This window comes from Falsiphaeobacter marinintestinus (assembly GCF_007923355.1).
GTDB classification, from domain to species: domain Bacteria; phylum Pseudomonadota; class Alphaproteobacteria; order Rhodobacterales; family Rhodobacteraceae; genus Phaeobacter_A; species Phaeobacter_A marinintestinus.
The window spans coordinates 152,693-174,718 of the sequence record NZ_VOGO01000007.1; the positions used below are offsets into that span (position 1 = coordinate 152,693).

18 protein-coding genes are annotated in these 22,026 nt (G+C 59.1%); 9 read left to right on the forward strand and 9 right to left on the reverse strand.

Annotation, left to right across the window (positions count from 1 at the left end; genetic code table 11):
- The first annotated feature begins 112 nt into the window (after positions 1-112).
- Positions 113-2,155 (forward strand): NADH:flavin oxidoreductase, encoded by a 2,043-nt coding sequence (locus tag FOY56_RS15915; RefSeq protein WP_146346858.1) that lies wholly within the window; start codon positions 113-115, stop codon positions 2,153-2,155.
- A 48-nt stretch (positions 2,156-2,203) separates the two neighbouring features.
- Here FOY56_RS15915 and FOY56_RS15920 read toward each other — a convergent pair whose 3' ends face one another.
- Positions 2,204-4,771: a hybrid sensor histidine kinase/response regulator gene (locus FOY56_RS15920; protein ID WP_146346859.1), complete on the reverse strand. Its 2,568-nt coding sequence runs from the start codon at positions 4,769-4,771 to the stop codon at positions 2,204-2,206.
- 46 nt (positions 4,772-4,817) lie between these two features.
- Entirely contained in the window at positions 4,818-5,231 is a 414-nt protein-coding gene (locus FOY56_RS15925) for a putative pterin-binding protein (protein WP_246139506.1), read from the reverse strand.
- A gap of 395 nt (positions 5,232-5,626) precedes the next feature.
- Between FOY56_RS15925 and FOY56_RS15930 the strand changes: the two genes are divergently transcribed.
- Positions 5,627-6,244 (forward strand): response regulator transcription factor, encoded by a 618-nt coding sequence (locus FOY56_RS15930; protein WP_146346860.1) that lies wholly within the window; start codon positions 5,627-5,629, stop codon positions 6,242-6,244.
- Positions 6,245-6,425: 181 nt separating this feature from the next.
- Here FOY56_RS15930 and FOY56_RS15935 read toward each other — a convergent pair whose 3' ends face one another.
- The 5 genes from FOY56_RS15935 to FOY56_RS15955 all read right to left on the reverse strand — a co-directional run bounded on the left by FOY56_RS15935 (position 6,426) and on the right by FOY56_RS15955 (position 12,252).
- Complete coding sequence (locus FOY56_RS15935) at positions 6,426-8,258, reverse strand: M3 family oligoendopeptidase (RefSeq protein WP_146346861.1); 1,833 nt, start codon at positions 8,256-8,258, stop codon at positions 6,426-6,428.
- A 91-nt stretch (positions 8,259-8,349) separates the two neighbouring features.
- The gene (locus tag FOY56_RS15940) at positions 8,350-9,615 is read right to left on the reverse strand and encodes a caspase family protein (RefSeq protein WP_146346862.1); all 1,266 of its coding nucleotides are present in this window, start codon (positions 9,613-9,615) and stop codon (positions 8,350-8,352) included.
- Positions 9,616-9,698: 83 nt separating this feature from the next.
- Positions 9,699-10,949: a caspase family protein gene (locus FOY56_RS15945; RefSeq protein WP_146346863.1), complete on the reverse strand. Its 1,251-nt coding sequence runs from the start codon at positions 10,947-10,949 to the stop codon at positions 9,699-9,701.
- A gap of 65 nt (positions 10,950-11,014) precedes the next feature.
- The gene (locus FOY56_RS15950; RefSeq protein WP_186766355.1) at positions 11,015-11,968 is read right to left on the reverse strand and encodes an alpha/beta hydrolase; all 954 of its coding nucleotides are present in this window, start codon (positions 11,966-11,968) and stop codon (positions 11,015-11,017) included.
- Positions 11,968-12,252, reverse strand: coding sequence for an SCP2 sterol-binding domain-containing protein (locus tag FOY56_RS15955; RefSeq protein ID WP_146346865.1), 285 nt, complete (start codon positions 12,250-12,252; stop codon positions 11,968-11,970). Before FOY56_RS15955 ends, FOY56_RS15950 begins: the two co-directional genes overlap by 1 nt.
- A 73-nt stretch (positions 12,253-12,325) precedes the next feature.
- Here FOY56_RS15955 and FOY56_RS15960 point away from each other — a divergent pair, with 73 nt between their 5' ends.
- From FOY56_RS15960 to FOY56_RS15985, 6 genes are all read left to right on the forward strand, one after another.
- Positions 12,326-12,895 carry a tetratricopeptide repeat protein gene (locus tag FOY56_RS15960; protein ID WP_146346866.1) on the forward strand — a complete coding sequence of 190 codons (570 nt, stop codon included), beginning with the start codon at positions 12,326-12,328 and terminating at the stop codon, positions 12,893-12,895.
- A gap of 27 nt (positions 12,896-12,922) precedes the next feature.
- Positions 12,923-15,802, forward strand: coding sequence for a helicase-related protein (locus FOY56_RS15965; protein ID WP_146346867.1), 2,880 nt, complete (start codon positions 12,923-12,925; stop codon positions 15,800-15,802).
- 8 nt (positions 15,803-15,810) lie between these two features.
- The gene (locus FOY56_RS15970) at positions 15,811-16,185 is read left to right on the forward strand and encodes an RNA-binding S4 domain-containing protein (protein ID WP_146346868.1); all 375 of its coding nucleotides are present in this window, start codon (positions 15,811-15,813) and stop codon (positions 16,183-16,185) included.
- 65 nt (positions 16,186-16,250) lie between these two features.
- Positions 16,251-16,589 carry a ferredoxin FdxA gene (fdxA, locus tag FOY56_RS15975; RefSeq protein ID WP_146346869.1) on the forward strand — a complete coding sequence of 113 codons (339 nt, stop codon included), beginning with the start codon at positions 16,251-16,253 and terminating at the stop codon, positions 16,587-16,589.
- A gap of 281 nt (positions 16,590-16,870) precedes the next feature.
- Positions 16,871-17,380, forward strand: a complete 510-nt coding sequence (locus tag FOY56_RS15980; protein WP_146346870.1) for a CarD family transcriptional regulator — start codon at positions 16,871-16,873, stop codon at positions 17,378-17,380.
- 95 nt (positions 17,381-17,475) lie between these two features.
- Positions 17,476-18,285, forward strand: coding sequence for an ion channel (locus tag FOY56_RS15985; RefSeq protein ID WP_246139507.1), 810 nt, complete (start codon positions 17,476-17,478; stop codon positions 18,283-18,285).
- Between the two features lie 3 nt (positions 18,286-18,288).
- Here the strand turns inward: FOY56_RS15985 and cobS are convergent, their stop codons facing one another.
- A complete protein-coding gene (gene cobS, locus FOY56_RS15990; RefSeq protein ID WP_146346871.1) occupies positions 18,289-19,041 on the reverse strand; it encodes an adenosylcobinamide-GDP ribazoletransferase in 753 nt (250 codons plus the stop codon).
- Between the two features lie 79 nt (positions 19,042-19,120).
- On the opposite strand from cobS, the gene cobT reads away from it, so the two are divergent.
- Entirely contained in the window at positions 19,121-20,137 is a 1,017-nt protein-coding gene (gene cobT, locus FOY56_RS15995; RefSeq protein WP_146346872.1) for a nicotinate-nucleotide--dimethylbenzimidazole phosphoribosyltransferase, read from the forward strand.
- Here the strand turns inward: cobT and FOY56_RS16000 are convergent, their stop codons facing one another.
- A complete protein-coding gene (locus FOY56_RS16000; RefSeq protein WP_146346873.1) occupies positions 20,138-22,021 on the reverse strand; it encodes a monovalent cation:proton antiporter-2 (CPA2) family protein in 1,884 nt (627 codons plus the stop codon).
- Positions 22,022-22,026 lie beyond the last annotated feature (5 nt).

Here is a 22,026-nt window from a genome sequence, read left to right on the forward strand (position 1 = left end):
ATCGGTCCGCCTTGGCTGGCGCGCGTCGGCAAGAATGTGTCGCTGCCGATATTGACGTCACGCGCTGGGCGGGCAAGCCTGCATTACCCAAAGTATCCGGCAGGAGGCCCAGATGAGCACCGACCCGCTGCTTCAACCCTTTCAATTGAAACACCTGACGCTGAAAAACCGGATCATGACCACCAGCCATGAACCGGCCTATCCCGAAGACGGGATGCCCCGGGACCGCTATCGCGCTTATCATGTCGAACGCGCCAGGGGCGGCATCGCGATGACGATGACAGCCGGGTCGGCCTTGGTTTCCAAAGACAGCCCGCCGGCCTTCAATAATGTGTTGGCCTACAAAGACGAAGTTGTACCGTGGATGCGGCAACTCGTTAATGCCTGCCATGACCATGACTGTGCGGTAATGATCCAACTGACCCATCTGGGATGGCGCAGCCGGTGGGATTGGGGCGATTGGCTGCCGACTTTGGCACCGGGGCCACGGCGCGAACCGGCGCACCGTGCCTTTCCGAAAGTGATGGAAGACTGGGACATCGCCCGGGTGATCTCGGACTATGCCGATGCCGCGGAACGCATGAAAGACGCAGGGTTGGACGGTATCGAACTTGAGGCTTATGGACATCTGATCGATGCGTTCTGGTCGGGGCATCTGAACACGCTGGACGCGCCTTGGGGCGGCGAAGACATTGATCAGCGCCTGGCGTTTTCTCAACATGTTCTGCAGGCCATCCGGGACCGTGTCGGGCCAGAGTTTATTGTGGGTGTTCGCTATACTGCTGATGATCTGCAACCGGGTGGGATTACGCAAGCAGATGGGCTGGCCATTGGGCATGCGCTGAAAGACAGCGGGTTGGTGGATTTCCTGAATGTCATCAAAGGCCGGGTCGATACCGACGCCACGTTGACCGACGTGATCCCGGTACAGGGCATGCGCGGCGCGCCGCATCTGGATTTTGCCGGACAGATCCGGTCTGAGGTCGGGCTGCCAACATTCCACGCCGCCCGCATCCCGGATGTTGCCACGGCGCGGCATGCGGTGGCGTCGGGCTTACTTGATATGGTGGGCATGACGCGGGCGCATATCGCGGACCCTCACATCGTGGCCAAGATCCGGGCTGGTCGCGAGGATGATATCCGGCCCTGCGTCGGCGCCACGTATTGTCTGGATCGGATTTATGGCGGGGGCGAGGCGCTGTGTATCCATAACCCCTCTACGGGGCGCGAACTGTCGCTGCCCCACCATATTGCGCCTGCTGACACGCGCAAGAAAGTGGTAATCGTCGGTGCAGGGCCCGGCGGGCTTGAGGCGGCGCGGGTGGCTGCCGAGCGCGGCCATGAGGTGACCGTGTTCGAAGCCGCTGCCAACCCCGGTGGCCAGTTGCGGCTGACAGCGCAGTCACCACGCCGCCGCGAAATGATCGGGATCATCGAATGGCGCATGGCCCAATGCGCGGCCCGCGATGTTGTGTTTCATTTCAATAGTTGGGCCGAAGCCGACGACGTGACAGGGCTGAACCCGGATGTCGTGGTGGTTGCCACCGGCGGTTTGCCAGAAGTAAGTGTGCTGGAGCAGGGCAATGATCTGGCGGTCACGGCCTGGGACATCCTGTCGGGCGATGTGAAGCCGGGGCAGGACGTTCTGATTTATGACGACATGGGAGATCACGCTGCCCTGCAAGCTGCAGAGGTGATTGCTGCAGCGGGAAATCGTGTTGAATTGATGACCCGCGACCGAAATCTGTCGCCCGAAGTGATGGGCATGAACCTTGTGCCGTATCTGCGCACTCTGCAGGAGAAAGATGTGGTTTTGAGTGTCGCGCGCCGGCTTTTGTCCCTGACCCGCGAAGGAAACCGGCTGAAGGCGCGGATCGGAACGGATTATTCCGCACATGAGACCAGCGCTATCTTTGATCAGGTGATCGTCAATCAGGGGGTTGTGCCACTTGACGGGGTTTACTTTGATCTTAAGCCGCAGTCACGCAACCTTGGTGAAGTGGACCATAGCGCCCTGACCGGGGCCGATCTGGCGCCGTTTCCTGATCACAACCCGACCGGTGCCTTCGATCTGTATCGGATCGGCGACGCCATAGCGTCGCGCAACACCCATGCCGCGATCTATGACGCCATGCGGATCGGCGTGCTTTGGTAACGTGATGGGGATGTTGATCCGGTGCCTTCATGGGGGGATGGTGTCGGATTAACTCTGGTCACAAAGGGCAGATCGGGTTTGCGCCCAAATCGCTGTAGTTTCAGATGCTTGGGCGTGTACTTCTTGAAAATCTCTGGATTTTGCAGCCGTCTGGTACGCCAATAACGCTTGGCGAAAGGCATCGGCGCCGAACACAGCCGCACTGCCGGCGGCTTTGTGGCAGTCGCTGGAAAGTGAGTCATATTCATCAGCCTGAACTGACCCCAACCGACCCACAAGCGCATCACCTTCGTTCAGAAACCGCTTCAGAAGGTCAAAATACCCGTCTTCACCCAGACTGGCGCGCATGTCGGCAAGTTGATCCAGCTCCAGGATCCTGACGTTTGGCTTGGGCGCAGAGGGGGGCGTCTTTCCGGTCTTTAGCGACGCAAGCGTGCTGCGCAGGCCTTTCAGGGTCAATGGTTTGCTCAGAAAGGCGTCCATTCCGGCCTCAGAGTATCGGGCCTGATCCTGCGGCAGGACATTTGCCGACAATGCGATGATCGGAGATTTGGATGATGGACCATCACCGCGGCGAATTTGCCGCGTGGCTTCCAAGCCGTCCATCACAGGCATCGAAATATCCATCAAGATCAGATCGAAGTGCGATCGGGCCGCCGCCTGTACTCCGGATTTCCCGTCCATGGTACAGGTCACTTGGTGGCCGTCGCGTTCCAACATGTTTTGTGCCACTTGCCGGTTGATCTCATTGTCTTCGACAATCAAAACGTTCAAGGCCTTTGGCCCAGATCCGGTGTTGATCAGCGTTTGTCGCGTCTGTGGAGCGTCGGCCAAGTCCATCGGCAAGCGCACCCAGAACGTACTGCCCGTGCCAAGAATACTCTCAACCCCGATTTCCCCGCCCATGGCCTGAACCAACCGGCGCGAGATGCCCAGACCCAACCCGGTGCCGCTGGTGACGCGCCCGAAAGACACATCGCTGGTCTGGAAATCTTCGAACACATGCTCAAGGGTGTCTTCTGCAATGCCAATACCTGTGTCACTTACCCTGAATTCGAAAAGGTCTGGCGACGCGATGTCAGAAGTTGATGGGGCAAGCGCTTCGATTTCGATCAGGATGCGCCCGTTTTCAGTAAACTTGATGGCGTTTCCGATCAGGTTCAGCAGGATCTGGGTCAAACGTGTGGTATCCGTCATCACCCAATCCACCGGCGTGCCAACCCACCGCCATTCGATTACCGAGCCGTGAGTTTCGGCGATGCTGCGTTGCCCGTCGATCAGATCTTGCAAGAGGTCGCCAAGGTTCGCAGGCTCTTGCGTCATCGCCAGCTTTCCGGCTTCGAGCCGTGAAAGGTCCAAAACGGCATCGACGTGACTGATGAGGATGCTGCCGGAAATGTCCATATTGCGCACGAATTCGGCTTGCTGCGCGGTCAATTCGGTGTCCTGAAGCAGCGACAGGTTGCCCAAAAGACCGTTCAGAGGCGTGCGGATTTCGTGGCTCATCACGGTCAGGAAATCGGCCTTGGCCTTTTCTCCGGCCAGGGCATGGTCGCGGGCTTCGACAAGGTCACTCTGCGACTGGAGCCGTTCAGAAATGTCGCGTACAAATCCGATGAAAATCTCATGTCGCCCGTCAAAGGCTGACTGCAGCGCCAGTTCGATGGGAAAGCTGGACTGGTCTGCGCGCAAGGCGTCCATCTGGACACGACCCTTACCGGTCACGCGGCGCTCACCGCCTGTACGTATGCGCAGCATGCCAGCCTCATGGGCGTCGCGCAGGTGATCGGGGACGAACAATGTCCCGACCGACTGGCCGCGGACCTGGTCTTGTGAATACCCGAATATATCCTCGGCCGCAGCGTTGAATTCCTGCACATTGCCTTGCGTGTCGGTCACGATCACCCCGTCCAGGGATGTCGACAGGATCGTGTTCATGCGCTCGTTCGCCTGCGCCAGTTCAAGGCTTTTGGTTTCGGTATTCCGATACATCATGAACAGGAACACGCTGAGTGTCGCCAGTGCCAGGAACAGAAAACCCGCGACCTGCGCCAGCCCGCCCAATGTATCGGCGACTTCAGTGCGGCGCAGATCGGTCTGGGCTGCAAAGAAAGACAGCCCCGAAATCGACAGAGTCCGAACCGCTTGCCGAAGGGGGCGTGCCTGATCGCGAATTCGCGGCAGGCTGGCGGACAATTCAGTATCCGGGCCATCGATCAGGGGCAGGGCGAAGGTTAGAAACGAGCGGATTTCGGTCAGGGACGGCGTGAAGTCTCGGTGCGTTGAAAGCTGCTCAAAAACCCGAGAGTGGGTTAGCGTTTCGATCCGGCTGTAGAAGATGTCATACCGCAGGCGGATTTCGTCAAGATCAGGTTCGCCGCTGGTGTCCTGCAGGGCCAACGCGTTCAGGAACACGAGGTATTCGACCTCGATCTGGGGTAGGGTCCATTGCACGTTGTCCGATGTCGCGGTCTCTAACTCGCGCATGTCGTTTATCGTTTGGCGGGCAAATGAGACGGCGATGAAGATAATGAAGGTGACGCACAAGGTCACCAGCAGGCCCAGAAGGATGTCACTGCGTCCGCGCGGCGCCTGCCAGTTCCATGGTCCTTTCAAGGGGCACACCTCGGCGCATGGCAAATTGTCGTGTCTTGGGGCGATCTTATTTGACGGCTTCGATCCTGTCGAGTTGCCAGATGCTGCGTGAATAGGTCACTTCTGTTTGGTACTTTTCGTCCCGGTCATAAGGGTAGACGATCCAAAGTGGTCCCTTATCCCGGCGGGCCATCTGTTCGCCATTCATATGGTGGGCGATGATAGGTGCGTCGGGTTCCACATCAGCCACCGGAATTTCGATGATATAGTCGTTCACGGCGGTCGCCTTGAGCGTTCCAGAGGTCACGCCCAATGTGTCCAGCAGGGCAGACAGCGGAACACCCGTGAACGTGACGGGGCCGTCGGTCCAGATCGTGTTGGTTTCGAATTCTATCCGACCCAACGCGTCCAGCATCGCCAGATCGAACTGAGCAGTATCGCCGACATTAGTTTTCTGGATTTGACCGGATACGGTTAACAAAATTTTACCCTGGGGGGTTGGCAGCAAATCCCCACCTGCTGCCGGTCCCCCCAGGGCCAGGATGATCCCGAAGAATGCGATCTTAGCATGTCGCCGGGTCCTCTGGATCATAGTTGTGTCCGTGAGTAATTGTTGTTTTATTGATCTCATTATTTGCATGTTTGGCATTCGTTTGCATTCGTTCATATGGATATGAACCTATCCGATCGGATAGGTTTGTTACATGTGTTGCGCTTTGAGTCTGCCCGGAAAAACTGCTGGGCGAGACGATGTGCCCGCTAGACGGGCGTGGGTACGGTCGCCAAAAGGAGTTGTCGTCCGGCATGGCGGGCCTATGTGGTGATTCGAGAATGGGGGTCAGTCTTGATCAGATGGGCCCTGAAAGGGAAATCCGGGTGAAAATACTGATCGCAGATGATCATGATCTGGTTCGGGACGCTCTGGTGGCTTTTGTCGAAGCCTCGGGCGAGATCACGGCCAGCGTCGCGTCCGATCTGGAAACGGCATTTGAGGTCATGGGCCGTGAAGGCCCATTTGATCTGGTCCTGCTTGATTTCAATATGCCGGGGATGAACGGGTTGAGGGGGCTGGAACGCGCGCTGGCGGTTCCCGAGGCACCACCTGTGGCGCTGATTTCGGGTGAAGCGACGCGCGAGATTGCCGAAAAGGCCCTAGATGTCGGAGCCGCCGGGTTCGTGCCGAAAACCCTGCCAGCGAAATCGCTGGTGAATGCGATCCGGTTCATGGCTATGGGAGAGCAATATGCGCCCGCCGACTTTATGTCAGCCGAACCGTCGGCACCTACGCACCCGCTGGCCAGAAAACTGACGCGGCGCGAAATGCAGGTTCTGCGTGGATTGACCGAAGGCAAGTCGAACAAAGAGATCGCACGCGAACTGGATTTGGCGGAACCGACCGTCAAGCTGCACGTGAAGACGTTGTATCGGAAGTTCGAGGTCGGCAACCGCACGCAAGCGGCGATGGTTGCACGCGAAGCCGGATTGTTCTGTTAAAAGGTCGGGTGATCGCCGGGGTTCGGCAGGCGTCCCACCCACCCGCCCCCGCCCGCCGAACCCCGGCTTTAGCCGAGGGCTGGGCGCACAATGTGCTGAGGGCAGAGACATGCGCCACGCGCCCGTTCCGGGCGTGCGACAGAGGGCGCGAAGTGATCTTAGGCCTGCCGGTCTGGCCGCATCACTCCTCCATTGCTTCCAGTTCGTCGATAAAGCCCGAGATCATGCTAAGGCCTTTGTCCCAGAACGTCGGGTCAGAGGCATCAAGGCCAAAGGGCGCCAGGAGGTCTTTGTGATGCTTTGATCCGCCGGCTTTCAGCATGTCGAAATACTTGTCCTCAAACCCCTCGGCACCGGACGCATAGACCGAGTACAGGGCGTTCACCAAGCCGTCGCCGAACGCATAGGCATAAACGTAGAATGGCGAGTGGACGAAATGCGGGATGTAGGCCCAGAAGGTTTCATACCCGTCCATGAAATCGAATGCCGGTCCAAGGCTTTCGGCCTGAACGCTCATCCACAGGGCGTTAATGTCGTCTGGGGTCAGTTCACCGCCTCGACGCGCGGCATGGAGCTTGCATTCAAAGTCATAGAACGCGATCTGGCGGACCACCGTGTTGATCATGTCTTCGACTTTGCCGGCCAGCAGCACTTTTCGCTGGGTCTGGTCTTTGGCGTTATCAAGCATGGTGCGGAAGGTCAGCATCTCGCCAAACACCGAGGCCGTTTCGGCAAGGGTCAGCGGGGTCGAGGATAGCATTTCGCCCTGACCGGCGGCCAGAACCTGATGCACACCGTGCCCCAGTTCATGCGCCAGTGTCATCACATCGCGCGGTTTGCCCAAGTAGTTCAGCATCACGTAAGGATGCACATCCGTGACGGTGGGATGGGCAAAAGCGCCGGGGGCTTTGCCGGGTTTGACGCCTGCATCGATCCAGCCTTTGCGGAAAAACGGCTCGGCAATCTCGGCCATGCGCGGATCAAAGGCCGCATAAGCATCCATCACGGTTTTTTCGGCAGTGTCCCAATCAACGATGCGGGTGTCTTCAATCGGCAGGGGGGCGTTGCGGTCCCAGACCTGCATCCGGTCCAGCCCCAACCACTTACGTTTGAGTTCGTAGTACCGATGGCTGAGTTTGGGGTAAGCGGCCACAACCGATGTACGCAGGGCTTCGACGACCTCGGGTTCGACATCGTTTGACAGGTGGCGGCCGGTCTGGGCGGTCGGCATGCCACGCCAGCGGTCGACAATTTCCTTTTCCTTGGCTTGGGTATTGTGGACCCGGGCGAAGGTTTTGACATTGTCGGAAAACACGCGGGCCAGCTCGTGGGCGGCCGCTTCGCGCGTTGCGCGGTCCTGTTCGGTCAACAGGTTCAGCGTGCCTTCGATGTTCAGCTCTTCGTCGTCAACGGTAAAGGTCAGCCCGGCAATGGTTTCGTCAAACAGCTTTTCCCAAGCATCGCCGACAACTCCCAGATCGTGCAGGAATTTTTCCAGTTCGTCGCTTAACTGATAGGGTTTCATCGCGCGGATGCGATCGAATACGGGTTTATACCGCGCCAATTCGATGTTTTCGGACAGCAAAGCGGTCAGGCGGTCATCATCGATTCTGTTCAGTTCCAGCGTGAAGAAGACCAGCGGTGTGGTGAAGTTGGTGACCTTTTCCTGGCAATCGGACAGAAACTTGGCCCGCTCGGCGTCTGTGGTCGTCTGGTAATAGCGCAGACCCGCGAAGGACATGATGCGGCCCGCAATCTGACTGATCTTTTCGTCGCGCAGGACGCAGGTCAGCAAGCCATCGGCGTCCAGATCGGCCAGCTGACCTTCGTAGTCACGAGCGAATTCGGCGCAGGATTGTTCGAGCCAGTCCAGATCTCGTTTGAGTTCGACCGCATCTTCGCTGGTGTAGAGATCGCTGAGATCCCACTCCGGCAGATTGCCCAACGGAGCGGCGCCCGTGTCAGATACATCTTTGCGCAAAGCAAAGGGCAGGTCAGTTGGGAATGCGGCCATGGGTGCGCAACCTTTTGTCTATTTTTGGTTGAGTAGCAGATAGGAACATCGCAGGCAGCAGCGCAACCCTTGGGCTGCAACTTTTGCGCAATCAGCAGCCTTGCTGGCGTTCCAGGGCTTTCAGGCGGTTGACCTCGTTTCGTTCGGACGAGGTCAGCGGCACATCGCCTGCAGCCAGGCCGGGGATGCAGGGCAGGTGGTCGAATGCAGCTTTGCCACGGGCAGATTTAAAGCAATAGCCATGGGCGGCGAAGATGCTGTTGCGGGCATACCAGAGGTCCTCACAGGTCATGCGGGGCGGCGGCGGAGGTGTTTCGACGGCCTGTCGTGTGCTTGGATTGGTGCCGACCCGGCAGCAATATATCCAGCGGGAATGGGCCCAGCCTGACTGTCCGTTGGGCGTGGTCACGTTCATCCATGACCCGGACTGGCTCAGCACCTGCAGCGGCGTGTTTTCGGTCATTTTTGCCAGCAACGTCGAATTTGAAGACGCACCATTGCGCAGGGCAAGGAAGCCATCGCCATATGGATCAAGGCCACCGACATAGTAGGGAAAGTTCTGCAGCGGGTCAGATTTACGAATTGCCGGGGTTTGGATTTGCGGTGTTTCCTGGCGCTGGTCGGATGGGCCAAGGAACACTTGCCGCAGCAGGGCAGAGTTTTCCCAAGGCACCTGGGTGTCATTGGTCGACCCCATCACATCGCCTCGAACCGCGCGCATAAGCGCGTGGATGTCCGCGCCCGGTGTCGAGATATGGCGCAGAAGCGCTTGGGTGAACGGGCTGTTGCGACCAGTGCCATCGGCGGCGACATTGCCCGGTTCGGTTGCAAACGCGATGAAAGATCCGACCCCGGCCTCCATCTTCATCAAGCCGCGGCTGGGTGCCGTTGACCGGCTGGCGCTGTCGCGCACAAACGGGTTGTTGCGGCAGGCGTCCAGAATGATGATGCGGGTATCGGCGGCATTTTCCAGCGTCCGCAGGATCGACTGCAAGCGGATCGAGCTGTCGGTCAGCGATGCCTCGCTGCCCGGTCGCGCATCGACGGGCAGAATGTAATTGTCACTGCCCAGCTGCATCCCGTGACCGGCGAAATAGAACAGCGCCGTGTCTTCATAGCTGACCGCACGGCTGAATTGCTGAACCAAGCCCAGCGATTGTTCGCGGGTCAGATCGATGCCTTCGTACACCTGAAACCCCATGTCGCGCAGTTTGTTGGCCATATCGCGGGCATCGGTGGCGGCGTTTTTGAGCGGCGTTTCGTATTGATAGGCACCGTTGCCCAGAACCAGCGCAAACCGCTCGGCCCATGCGGGCGCGGCCATAACGAAGATCACAAAGGCAAGTAAGAAGCGCATGGCAGTGCACTTTTCATTGGGGAAAACCGAAGGTTAGCTTAGCGAATTCAAGCTATGCCGCAAGGTTGGTGACCGGGCCTGCGTCAATCGAACCCCAGCCCTGACAGGGCCGTATCGTCGTAATGCGTGCCTGCATAGGTGCTCAGGATCTCCATCTGGATCCAGTACTGACCGGTGAATCCGGGCAGGGCAAAGGCCTGCCACCCAGCCTGATCGCCTAGCGTCAGAGTGCTTTGAGCGCCTGTAGACCCTGTTATTCTTAGGTCACGGATGCGGGCATTGCGGGTAAACGTGCGGTCAGATTTGGCATATCCGTTCATCAGGTACAGTGTGCCCACATCGCGGTTGCCGGCAAAGTCAAAGCTGAGCCGTTGGCCTTCGCCTTTGCCGGACACCCCTTCGACCCAGGCCGTTTCCGGATTGTCATCAAAAAGGTTGGCCGGGCCATATTTGTTTCCCGATTGCGGATCCAGCACGCTATCGACGCAGAATCGGACCTCGCCCCCGTTATACTCGCCTTCCAGACAGGTCTCGCCGGATGCGGTCGGACGCGGCATGTGGCGCTTGGCGGGGGCAGCCGTTGCGGGTTGGTTCAACGGCACTCCGGCCAGAAACACCTCATCAATCAAAGACGAGTTTTCCCACGGGATTTGTGTGCCGTTCGACACATCGCGTACGTCTGACCGAACCGCGCGCATTACGGCGTGAATGTTGGCCCCCGGCTGATCGATGTGCCGCAGCAGCGCCTCGGTAAACGGACTGTTGCGCCCACTGCCATCGGCGGCGACGTTGCCGGGTTCGGTCGAGAACGCAATGAACGATCCCACCCCGGCCTCCATCCGCATCAAGCCACGGCTTTGCGTCGTGGCGCGGTTGGAGCTGTCGCGCAGGAACGGATTATTGCGGCAGGCATCCAGAATGACAATCCGCGTATCGGCCCCGTTTTCCATGGTTTTCAGGATGGATTGCAGGCGGATCGCAGACTGCGTCAGGTCCGCCTCTTTGCCCGGAACAGCATCTACTGGCAGAATGTAATTGTCGCTGCCCAGTTGCATCCCGTGCCCGGCAAAATAGAACAGCGCCGTGTCGTCCGTGTCGATGGCGCGGCTGAATTCCTGAACCAGACGCAAACTGTCCTGCCGGGTTTGATCAATGCCTTCAAACACGGAAAAGCCCATGTCCCGCAGCTTGGCTGCAAAATCGCGGGCGTCATTTGATGCGTTGCGTAGCGGGTTTTCGTACTGATACGCGCTGTTTCCGATCACCAGCGCAACACGGTCAGCCCATGCCGGCAGGGCAAGGAACAGGCAGATTAGAACGGGCCACAGACGCATTGACAGACACTCCCGGGCTGAGATGCCCGTGAACTGTAGCAAAGCCAGAGCGTTCAGAAAAGCCGCTAAGCGTCTAGGGATGCTGCCGAAAAATGCCGGTCCAGTCGGTCGAACACATGTGTGCGGATTTCTGGCGTTTCCATCAGAACCTCGTGTTCGCCGCCCGGCACGATGTCCAGTTCACCCTTGGGCCAGATCGCCATCCGATCATGGATACGCTGGGTGTCGACGATCTTTTCCTCGGTGCCAAGGAACGTCAGGCACGGTAGATCCGGCGAGGGCAAAGTTGCAAGATGTGCTGTTTCTTCTAACGACTCGCGCATCCAGCGGGCACTGGGCCCGCCAAGCGCCAGTTCAGGGTGCGCCACCAACTGATCCTGCATCATCTTGTACATCGCGGGGTCGGTGGTCAGCAGGTTGTCTTTGAAATCCTGCGTCGTCACATAGCTTTCGGCCTTGGTGCTGGGCATCAACCGCCCGCCCATGCCCAAAGCCGTGCCCCAATATGCGGCCAGTCGGCCCAGCGGGCGCACGGCGCGCGACATGAAGATTCCCCACATCGGGCCGGTAAAGGCACAGGTGGCGACCGGGAGGCCGTCCATCACGGCGCGAAGGCCGATGCATCCGCCCATGGAATGGCCGACCAAGTGCCAGGGCCTTGGCAAATCAAGCGCTTCGGCTGCTTCGAGGGCGGCCTTCACGTCCAATTGATAGTCGGGGAAGTCTTGCACATGGCCGATGCGTACATCGTCCAGCAACCGATCTGCCAGCCCCTGTCCACGCCAGTCGAGCGCGAACATGGCATAGCCAAGGGCCGCAAAGCTTTGCGCCGTATCGTGGTATTTCTCGAGGTATTCGGTACGACCGGGAAACATCAGCACGGTGCCCCGCACGTCGCTTGCGGGCAACCAATGCCCGACGCGGATGCGCACACCGTCAGTACTGTTGGCCCAATGGGCCGCTCCGGCGGGCGTACCGCCGGCCACATCATCGAAGAACGGGGCCGGCGACAACGTCATCAGGCCAGAACCGATGCCAGTTTCATGGCAACGCCCATGTCACCATCGATCTTGAGCTTGCCGGTCATGAACGCGCCTGTCGGGTTCAGGTCGCCGCTAAAGATCGCTTCAAAGGTTTCCATATCCGCTGACATGGTCACGTCGGCCTCTTCATCGGCGACGCGTGCGCCGCTGCCGTCCAGCATGATCGCGCCTTCGCCGATCACGTCAAACTTGGCCGTTGAGTCAAAGCCATCAACCTTGCCGGACAGTTCTGCCGCAGCTTTTTCAAGAAATTCGCTCATCTGGATCCTCTCCAATCAGATTGGCGTGACTGGTCTGGTATTCGCGCCACGCCACGCTACACTGGATGTTGTTATGGTGATTAAACACGTGAATCTCAAAGGTATCGTGACGGCAATTGCGGTCTTTGTCACTCTTGGTACGCCAGTTTTGGCGCAAGATGCTGATTCCAGCGACGAAGCGGCGCTTCTGAGTGCTTTGGCCCAGGCTGATCTTGCCGAATCCAAACGACTCGACCGCCAGCTTCAGGCGCTTTGGTCCATAAGTGGGTCGGCATCGATGGATCTGCTGCTGAAACGCGGTCGCGACGCGCTGGAAGTAAAAGATACCCGCGCGGCCATCGAACATCTGACGGCCCTGACGGACCATGCGCCGGATTTCGCCGAGGGCTGGCACATCCGCGCCTCGGCGTTTTACGAGGCCGAGTTTTTTGGCATGGCGCTGGATGATCTTTCGCAGGCCCTGTCCCTGAACCCAAACAACTATAATGCCATCTTCGGCCTCGGCGCGATTCTTGAGACTCTTGGCGATCCCGAACGCGCCTATGAGGCGTACGAGCGGGCGCAGGCTATACATCCCCATCATGAGGAAGTAACCAAGGCGCTGGATCGGTTGAAGACCGAGGTCGAGGGCAAGGCACTTTAACGCCCCGACAGGGCAGGGGGCTTATAGGTGAACGGGTCATCCCGCGTCGTGGCCGTACTTGGCCCGACCAACACAGGTAAAACGCATTACGCCATTGAACGCATGTTGGGGCACAGAACCGGGGTGATCGGTCTGCCGCTGCGGCTTTTGGCGCGCGAGGTCTATGATCGCATCGTGGCGATTCGCGGGCCGTCGGTTGTGGCGCTGGTTACCGGCGAAGAACGGATCGTGCCGCCACGCACGCAGTATTGGGTCTGCACGGTCGAGGCGATGCCCGAGGGCATGGGGTGCGATTTCCTGGCCATCGACGAAATTCAGCTTTGTGCGGACCCTGAGCGGGGGCATGTCTTTACCGACAGGCTTTTAAGGTCCCGGGGCCTGCACGAAACGCTGTTTCTGGGCGCCGACACGATGCGCGGCCCGATTTCCGCGCTGGTCCCCGAAGCGCAGTTTGTCCGGCGCGAGCGGATGTCGCAACTTGTCTACACAGGTTCGAAAAAGATAAGTCGCATGCCTGCACGTAGTGCCATCGTGGGATTTTCAGTCGAAAATGTCTATGCGATCGCTGAACTGCTGAGACGTCAAAAAGGTGGCGCGGCAGTCGTAATGGGCGCGCTCAGCCCCCGGACCCGCAATGCGCAGGTGGCGTTGTACCAGAACGGAGAGGTCGATTATCTGGTCGCCACCGATGCCATCGGAATGGGCCTGAACCTGGATATCGACCATGTCGCGTTCTCGTCCCTCGCCAAGTTTGACGGCCGCCGGATGCGCATGCTGGCGCCCAATGAGCTGGCCCAGATTGCTGGACGCGCCGGGCGCGGCATGTCGGACGGCACTTTTGGTGTTACGGGCGAGGCACCGCCGCTGGACGAGGGCATGGCGCAGGCCATCATGGATAACCGGTTCACGCCGCTGAAAAAGCTGAACTGGCGCAGTGCTGCGCTTCAGTTCGGCTCAATCGACCGCCTGATCCAGTCGCTGGAGGTGAAGCCTGAAGGCGAACATCTGACCCGCTCGCGCGAGGCGGATGATCTGACGGCTCTCAAGACCCTCGGGCAAGTCCCTGAAATCATGGCGCGTGCCAGCGACGGACCATCGGTGCGCCTGTTGTGGGATGTCTGCCGGATTCCCGATTTTCGGGGTATCAGCCATGCCGAACATGCCGGTCTGCTTGAGGTGATCTTTGGCCATCTGCACCAATCGGGGGCGATCCCGAATGACTTCATGGCCCGTCAGATCCGTCGCATTGACCGGACCGAGGGCGATATCGATGCTCTAAGTAAGCGACTGGCGTTTATCCGCACATGGACATATGTCGCACAACGTAAAGGCTGGGTTCGTGATGAAAGCCATTGGCGGGATGAAACCCGCGCTGTAGAAGACAGGGTGTCGGATGCGCTGCACGAGCGCCTGACCCAGAGATTTGTGGATCGGCGCACTTCCGTTTTGTTGCGCCGGCTCAAGCAGAAGGAGGCCCTCTTGGCCGATGTGAACGACAAGGGTGAAGTGACCGTCGAGGGCGAATTCGTCGGGCGGCTTGAAGGGTTCCGGTTCATTCCGGACAAGGGGCAGGGCGGGGCCGAGGACAAGGCGATCAAGTCCGCGTCTCTTCAGGCGCTGGCGCCGCATTTCCATTTGCGCGCCGACCGGTTCTATAACGCACCCGATACCGAGATCGATTTCACCGAACAAGGTGGTCTGATGTGGGGCGAACATGCGGTTGGCAAGCTGGTCGCAGGTGCCGAACCGTTGAAGCCTCAGGTCGAAGTGTTCGTGGACGAGGCCGCCGGCCCGGACGTGATCCAGAAGGTGCAACGCCGCCTGCAGCACTTCATCGACCGTAAGGTCGCGGCCTTGTTCGAGCCGCTGCTGAACCTGCAGCGGGATGAAGAATTGTCTGGTCTGGCCCGGGGCTTTGCGTTCCGCATGGTCGAAGGACTTGGCATTCTGCCACGTGGCCAGGTCGCGCAAGAGGTCAAGGACCTCGATCAGGACGCGCGCGGAGCACTGCGCAAACACGGCATCCGGTTCGGCCAGTTCACGATCTTCATGCCTTTGCTGCTGAAACCCGCGCCAACCCGCCTGCGTCTTGTCCTCTGGGCATTGGCCGGTGGATTGCAGGAATTCCCCGAAGCACCGCCTCCGGGGCTGGTGACCGTGCCTGTGGCAAAGGATGCCCCACGCGGCTACGATTCGATGTGCGGTTATCGCGAGGCTGGCGAACGTTCGATCCGCATCGACATGCTGGAGCGTCTCGCAGACATGCTGCGCGCCGAAGACAGCCGGTCGGGGTTTGAGGCCAAGGCCGACATGTTGTCCATCACAGGCATGACATTGGAACAGTTTGCGGACCTGATGCAAGGCCTTGGCTATAGCGCTGAAAAGGGTGAGCGCGAAAAAGTCAAAGCTGTGCCTGTCGAACCGACTGCGCCTGTCGCCCAAGCCGAAGCTGAAGCGGTTGAGCAACCTGCCTTCGATGCGGCTGCTCCGACCGAACAAACCACATCGGACACCACAGACGCCCCCGCCGAGGCGGTAGCCGCGGCCGCGACCAGCACCGAGGCGGCAGCCGAGGCCCCCGCAACCGAGGCGTCTGAAACAGAGACAGCTGAGTCTGAAGCGGCCGAAACTGAAGCGCCCGAAGTTGAGGTGTTCTATACCTTCAAATGGGGCCGCACGCGCGAACGCCGCGCCGGTGAACGGACCGAACGCACGGATCGCCCGCGTGGCAAAGGCAAGCCCAAGGGTGGCAAACCTGCCGCCAAGGGCAAAGCCCGGGGGGATCGCAATCAGAACAAACAGCAGGGCTCCAAAACCTACAGCGCCCGTCCGCCCAAACCTGAAAAGAAGATCGACCCGGACAATCCTTTCGCCGCTGCCCTCATGGGGCTGCGCGACGGCAAGTAACGACGTTCATGGATCAGGCGCGGCCAAAGCTGAGGCTGGACAAGTGGCTTTGGCACGCGCGGTTCTTCAAAACCCGCAGCCTGGCCGCCAAGCAGGTCAGCGGCGGCCATGTGCGTGTCAACGGGACGCGCGCTCAGAAACCTTCGCATAGTGTCGGTCCGGGCGATGTCCTGACCTTTTCGCAAGCGCGGATTGTGCGTGTGGTTCAGATCGCCGCTTTGGGTGACAGGCGCGGACCGGCCCCCGAAGCGCAAACGTTGTACATCGATATGACCGAAAAGCAGGACGCGCAGCCCGCAAATCCGCGCTTCGAAGGAAGGGGTCGTCCGGCAAAAAAGGATCGCAGGGCGCTTGATCTTTCCCGCCGTCCGGGGGCGGATTGATACCTTGAAGTGAAGGCTATGCTGGTCTAGCTAGTCTTCCAAACGTCAGACATGGAAGACTGCACATGACTTATGTAGTGATCGACAATTGCATCTCATGCAAATACACCGACTGCGTCGAAGTCTGCCCGGTGGATTGCTTCTATGAGGGTGAGAACATGCTGGTCATCCATCCCGACGAATGCATCGACTGCGGCGTCTGCGAACCTGAATGCCCAGCCGATGCGATCCGCCCGGATACCGAGCCTGACATGGACAAGTGGGTCGAATTCAACCGCAAGTATTCGGAAAAATGGCCGGTCATCATTTCGAAGAAAGATCCGCTGCCCGGCTATGAAGAGCGGGACGGTGAAACCGACAAAGTGACAAAGTACTTCTCGGAAGCGCCCGGCGAGGGCGGCTGAGCGAATCGCTTTTGGCGAATCCCGCCACGAAAGAAACGCTTCGATAAGGTGTTGATAACAGAAGGCTTTTGATAAGCTTCCCCTGCGTCACCTTTTCGGCGGCCGTTTTTTGTGCTATATGTTAACGGCAAAGTTAAAAAAGGACAGGATCTCCCCAAGCGGTGCACTCGCCCGGGGCGTGCTAATCTGACAAAAACAACACAGCTGAACGGGACATGACCCATGGCCCGATGCTGTGCTTTTTTGCCTCGCACAGGATCCGATAACAAGGAAAGATCTATATGACCAAGTCGAAGAAGCTCGATTTCCGCCCGAACGAATACGTCGTCTATCCGGCGCATGGCGTGGGGCAGATCATTTCGATCGAAGAGCAGGAAGTCGCCGGCATCGAGCTGGAACTGTTCGTGATTTCCTTCGAAAAAGACAAGATGACCCTGCGGGTGCCGACGCACAAGGCAACCGAAGTCGGCATGCGGTCGCTGAGCACTCCTGATGTGATCGATCAGGCGATGAAGACCCTCAAGGGCAAAGCCAAGGTCAAGCGCGCCATGTGGTCCCGCCGGGCGCAGGAATACGAACAGAAGATCAATTCAGGCGACCTGATTTCGATTGCCGAGGTCGTCCGTGACCTGCACCGCACCGACGACCAGCGTGAGCAAAGCTATTCCGAGCGTCAGCTATACGAAGCCGCGCTTGAGCGTCTGACTCGTGAAGTGGCTGCCGTTGCCGGCGGGGACGAAGTTCTGGCCGCAAAACAGGTCGGTGATGTGCTGATGTCGCGCGCCGCCTGATTATTTCGAACCTTATTTGAAACCGCGTCCTTTTGGGCGCGGTTTTTCCTTTGTACGAGGGGTGTTGTGCCAGGGTCGCCAGCTGGAATACGCTGGTGTTTCAGACAACTGAATGTGACCTGTCAAACGTGGCATCGAAGCTGAAACAGACGTTAAACGAACTTTACACGGGCGCCCAACCGCGTTCGGTCCGGTTCCGCTATTTGCTGATCCTGTTCGATGCGGTCACGATCCTGTTCTTCATCATAACGGCACCATTTGTTGAAACGGTCCAGATTCACGCACTGAACACTGTGATCGGAGTGCTTATCCTCGCCGATTTTTCGGCTCGTCTCTGGATCGCGCCAGACCGCCGCGAGATGCTGACGCGGATCTATACCATCGCAGATATGATCGTAATCATCGTATTGGTGCTGGATCCGTTCTTGTCGCATAGCCTTGCGTTTTTGCGCATATTGCGTGGTTTGCGCCTGATCCATTCCTATCAATTGCTCGGAGACTTGCGGCGCGACAGCCGTTTCTTTCGCACGCATGAAGACGCAGTGATCGCCGGGATTAATCTGGTGGTGTTTGTCTTTTTGACCGCGTCGGTTGTCTACACGATGTTCTTTGTCGGTGACGCGGGCGCTGGGTCTTACATCGATGCTCTCTATTTTACCGTCGCCACGCTCACCACAACGGGGTTCGGCGATATCACGCTAACGACTCCGGGCGGCAAGCTGTTTTCAGTGTTCGTGATGGTGATCGGGGTGGCGTTGTTCGTGCAACTTGCCAGGGCCGTGTTTCAGCCGACTAAGGTACATTATACGTGTCCCGGGTGTGGTTTGACGCGCCATGATACCGATGCGGTTCATTGCAAACATTGCGGTGATCGTTTGCAGATCCGGACCACCGGCATCGAATAACGCTTAGATCACGCTCAACCAGACCAGCAAAACTGCTGTTTCCGTCACGACCTGTGTGGCGCCAAGAATATCGCCGGTTTGTCCGCCGATTTTGGTGCGGGCGATTGCGGCGATGGTCACTGTGCAAAGCGCGGCAAGTGCGACGGCGAAAATCGTCACGGGGCCGGACAGAGCTGTCGCTACCAGAATGGCCAGGGCGATGGCAATGGCAGCCACTGTGGATCCCGGCTCGCCGACAGTGCGCGCCAGCCCGTTGGGCCGGGCCGGGGGCAGGGCGGTCATCATGGCCGGAAGCGTGGCCCGCGACAGCATCGCCGCACCAATCACCGCGCCATAGGCACCGACCCCCAGAAGCGCGCTTAGCGCCACCCAGCGCAGACCGGTGAACAGGATCAGCGCCAAAACACCGTATGTACCGATATGGCTGTCTTTCATGATCTCAAGCCGCCGTTCGGGCGTGAACCCGCCCCATACCCCGTCGGCAGTATCGGCCAGCCCGTCATCATGCATGGCCCCGGTCATCACGATCTGAGTTGTCAAAAGCACTCCTGCGCTGGCAGCGGCGGGGATGCCAAGCGCCATAGCGGCGCCTGCCATCGCACAGGCCAGACCAGACACCACAAGCCCGGCCAGCGGAAACGCCCAGGCCGCCCGGGCCTGTTGATCAAAAGCATCGGCGGGCACGCGGGGCAAAGGCAGGCGGGTTAACAGCACAAGCGATACGGCAATGTCCCGAAGGATGTCGGTTTTACGCATCAAGCGGGCCTTTCCGGACTTGAGGTGAACGCTGCATCGGTTAAACACCGGGCGCTGACCTGTTGCAACGAGGCTTTCAATGCTGCCAGATTTCCATGATCTTGACCTGTTCCGCATCCAGCTGTCCAGCGCGCCGGGCCCTGATGCGGGCGCTGTGTCTCTTGCAACCGAGCGGAACGGTCAACTGACCAAACCACCGGCGGCTCTGGGGCGGCTGGAGGACCTTGCGATCTGGTACGCAGGTTGGCGTGGCGATGCAAAGCCCCGTATCGCGTCACCTCAGGTCATCGTCTTTGCAGGCAATCACGGTGTTACAGCACAGGGCGTGTCGGCCTTTCCGGCGGAAGTGACCGAACAAATGGTGCTGAACTTCCAGCATGGCGGGGCGGCGATCAACCAGTTGGCAGAGCAGGCCGGGGCACGGATGGATGTGATTTCACTACATCTTGACCGGCCCACCGCAGATTTCACCAAAGCCCCTGCGATGTCCGCCCCCGAGTTTCTGGAGGCGCTGCAGACGGGATGGAACGCGGTCGATCCCGAGGCTGATCTTCTGGTCGTCGGCGAAATGGGCATCGGCAACACCACATCAGCCGCTGCAATCTGCACAGCGCTATACGGTGGAGATGCGTCAGACTGGGTTGGTCGCGGGACCGGGGTCGATGACGCAGGTCTGGCCAACAAGGCGCGCGTCGTACGCGAAGGCGTCGCACTGCATGCAAGCAGCGCAGCGGATGGCCTTGATATCCTGGCGCGCCTTGGCGGGCGGGAGCTGGCGGCCATGGCCGGCGCCATCGCAGCTGCGCGGGTGCTGTCTATCCCGGTGCTTCTGGATGGCTTCATCTGTTGTGCGGCGGCGGCTTGCCTGCAGAAAACCAGCCCCGGTGCATTGGATCACGCACTGGCAGGGCACCAAAGCGCCGAACAGGCCCATAAAGCCCTGCTGGACCAGATGGGCAAAGAGCCGTTGCTGTCGCTGGGTTTGCGGCTTGGCGAAGGGTCGGGTGCTGCGCTTGCCATCAATATATTGAAGTCAGCGTTGGCCTGCCATAGCGGCATGGCGACCTTTGCCGAGGCGGGCGTGACCGACGGCTGATCACGCGGTCTTTTTCTTGTTCTCTTCCTCAAGCCCCAGCAAGGCGGCTTCGAGTTCCTTTTCAAGCTCTTTGGCGCGCTCCATATAGGGTCCGTTTTCTGTGGTTTCGATCTCGGGGTTCCACAGCTGAGCCAGTTCCTGAAGGGTGTACCGGTCGTGGGCGTAAAACGTCTGTTCGGCGCGGGCCGCTTCAAATTCGCTCAGGCCAATATTCTCAAGAACATACCGACCGGCCCGCAACGAACTGTCAAACATCTCGCGCACGATGTCGTTGGCCCCGGCCTGAAACAGCTCATAGACGTGATGCCTGTCATGGGCCCGGGCAACGATGTGCAGGTCGGGGCGTTCGCGACGGGCATAGGTGACCAGTTTGACGGCGCTTTTCTGATCATCCAGTGCCACCACTAGCACCCGTGCCTTGCCCAAACCGGCGGCTTTCAGCAACTCGGGCCGGGTTGGATCGCCTAGAAACCCTTTGACCCCGAACCGTCGCATCAACTGGATCATTTCCATGTCGTGATCCAGCACGATGGTTTTGAACCCGCTGGCCCGCACCAGCCGGTTGACGATCTGACCGAACCGGCCGATTCCGGCGATGATGACGGGCCCCTGTTCGTCGATTTCATCCGCCTTGTGAATCGGCGTAGTTTCGGTGAACCAGCGCGACGCAAAGTCATAGAGAATGAACAACAACGGGGTGATCAGCATGCTCAGTGCGATGACCATTGTCAGTTTTTCCGACAAGGCGACCGGGATGACGTTCAGCTGACGTGAAAACGCCAGAAGCACAAAGCCGAACTCTCCGGCCTGCGCAAGACCGAGTGTAAACAACCAGGATTCCTGCCCGCGCATCCGGAAGATGCGCGCCACCAGAAACAGCACGGCCCCCTTCGCCACGATGATCAACAGCGCCAGCCCGATCAGATCCCCGGCATCGGCAAAGAACGCCGGAAGGTTGAACCCCGCGCCGACAGTGATGAAGAACAGGCCCAGCAACAGGCCTTTGAACGGCTGAAGATCGCTTTCCAGTTCGTGCCGAAATTCGCTGTTGGCCAGAACCACACCGGCCAGAAATGCGCCCAAGGCGGGGGAAAGACCGACCAGGGTCATCAGGAAGGAAATCCCGACCACAATGCCAAGTGCCAGTGCGGTGTACATCTCGCGCAGGTTGGCGGCGTGGATGAAGCGGAAAACCGGGCGGGTCAGATAAATCCCGGCAAGAATGATAAAGGCGACAGCGCCAATCGTAACAAGGGTTACACCCCACCCGGGCAGACCTTCAACAAGCGAAAGCTCGGCCCCGTGGCCCGCTCCGTGAGCATCTGAAATGGCGCGATCGATTGACCCGTCTTCCGAAAAATGCGCGATCTCAGTTGCGGCCAGCAGGGGAAGAAACGCAAGGATGGGAATGACCGCGATATCCTGTGTCAGCAAAACTGCAAAGACCGATCTGCCGCCACGGGTTTCCATCAGCCCCTTTTCCGACAGGGTTTGCAGCACGATAGCGGTTGATGACAGGGACAGGGTCAGGCCGATCGCCAGCGCGATGTTCCACGATTGACCAAATACCAGGGCGGCCGCCATCAGTGCCAGCGTACTGAACCCGATTTGCAATCCGCCCATGCCGATCAATTTGTCCCGCATGTTCCACAAGGCCCGGGGTTCCAACTCTAACCCGATCAGGAACAGCATCATGACCACGCCAAATTCGGCAAAATGCTGAAGCTCTTCGGCCTCGTGCCCGACCAAACCCAGCACAGGGCCAATGACGATGCCCGCCATCAGGTACCCAAGCACCGACCCCAGCCCCAAACGTGCGGCCAGCGGCACCGCGATGACCGCAGCAGCCAGATAGATCGAAGCCTGATAGAGGAAGCTTTCCATTCAGT

Excerpts from the sequence above, each read along its gene's own strand:
- FOY56_RS15915 (WP_146346858.1), top strand. The coding sequence starts at position 113 with ATGAGCACCGACCCGCTGCTTCAACCCTTTCAATTGAAACACCTGACG.
- FOY56_RS15935 (WP_146346861.1), bottom strand. The coding sequence starts at position 8,258 with ATGGCCGCATTCCCAACTGACCTGCCCTTTGCTTTGCGCAAAGATGTA.
- FOY56_RS15940 (WP_146346862.1), bottom strand. The coding sequence starts at position 9,615 with ATGCGCTTCTTACTTGCCTTTGTGATCTTCGTTATGGCCGCGCCCGCA.
- FOY56_RS15945 (WP_146346863.1), bottom strand. The coding sequence starts at position 10,949 with ATGCGTCTGTGGCCCGTTCTAATCTGCCTGTTCCTTGCCCTGCCGGCA.
- FOY56_RS15950 (WP_186766355.1), bottom strand. The coding sequence starts at position 11,968 with ATGACGTTGTCGCCGGCCCCGTTCTTCGATGATGTGGCCGGCGGTACG.
- FOY56_RS15955 (WP_146346865.1), bottom strand. The coding sequence starts at position 12,252 with ATGAGCGAATTTCTTGAAAAAGCTGCGGCAGAACTGTCCGGCAAGGTT.
- FOY56_RS15960 (WP_146346866.1), top strand. The coding sequence starts at position 12,326 with ATGGTGATTAAACACGTGAATCTCAAAGGTATCGTGACGGCAATTGCG.
- FOY56_RS15970 (WP_146346868.1), top strand. The coding sequence starts at position 15,811 with ATGGATCAGGCGCGGCCAAAGCTGAGGCTGGACAAGTGGCTTTGGCAC.
- fdxA (WP_146346869.1), top strand. The coding sequence starts at position 16,251 with ATGACTTATGTAGTGATCGACAATTGCATCTCATGCAAATACACCGAC.
- FOY56_RS15980 (WP_146346870.1), top strand. The coding sequence starts at position 16,871 with ATGACCAAGTCGAAGAAGCTCGATTTCCGCCCGAACGAATACGTCGTC.
- cobS (WP_146346871.1), bottom strand. The coding sequence starts at position 19,041 with ATGCGTAAAACCGACATCCTTCGGGACATTGCCGTATCGCTTGTGCTG.
- cobT (WP_146346872.1), top strand. The coding sequence starts at position 19,121 with ATGCTGCCAGATTTCCATGATCTTGACCTGTTCCGCATCCAGCTGTCC.
- FOY56_RS16000 (WP_146346873.1), bottom strand. The coding sequence starts at position 22,021 with ATGGAAAGCTTCCTCTATCAGGCTTCGATCTATCTGGCTGCTGCGGTC.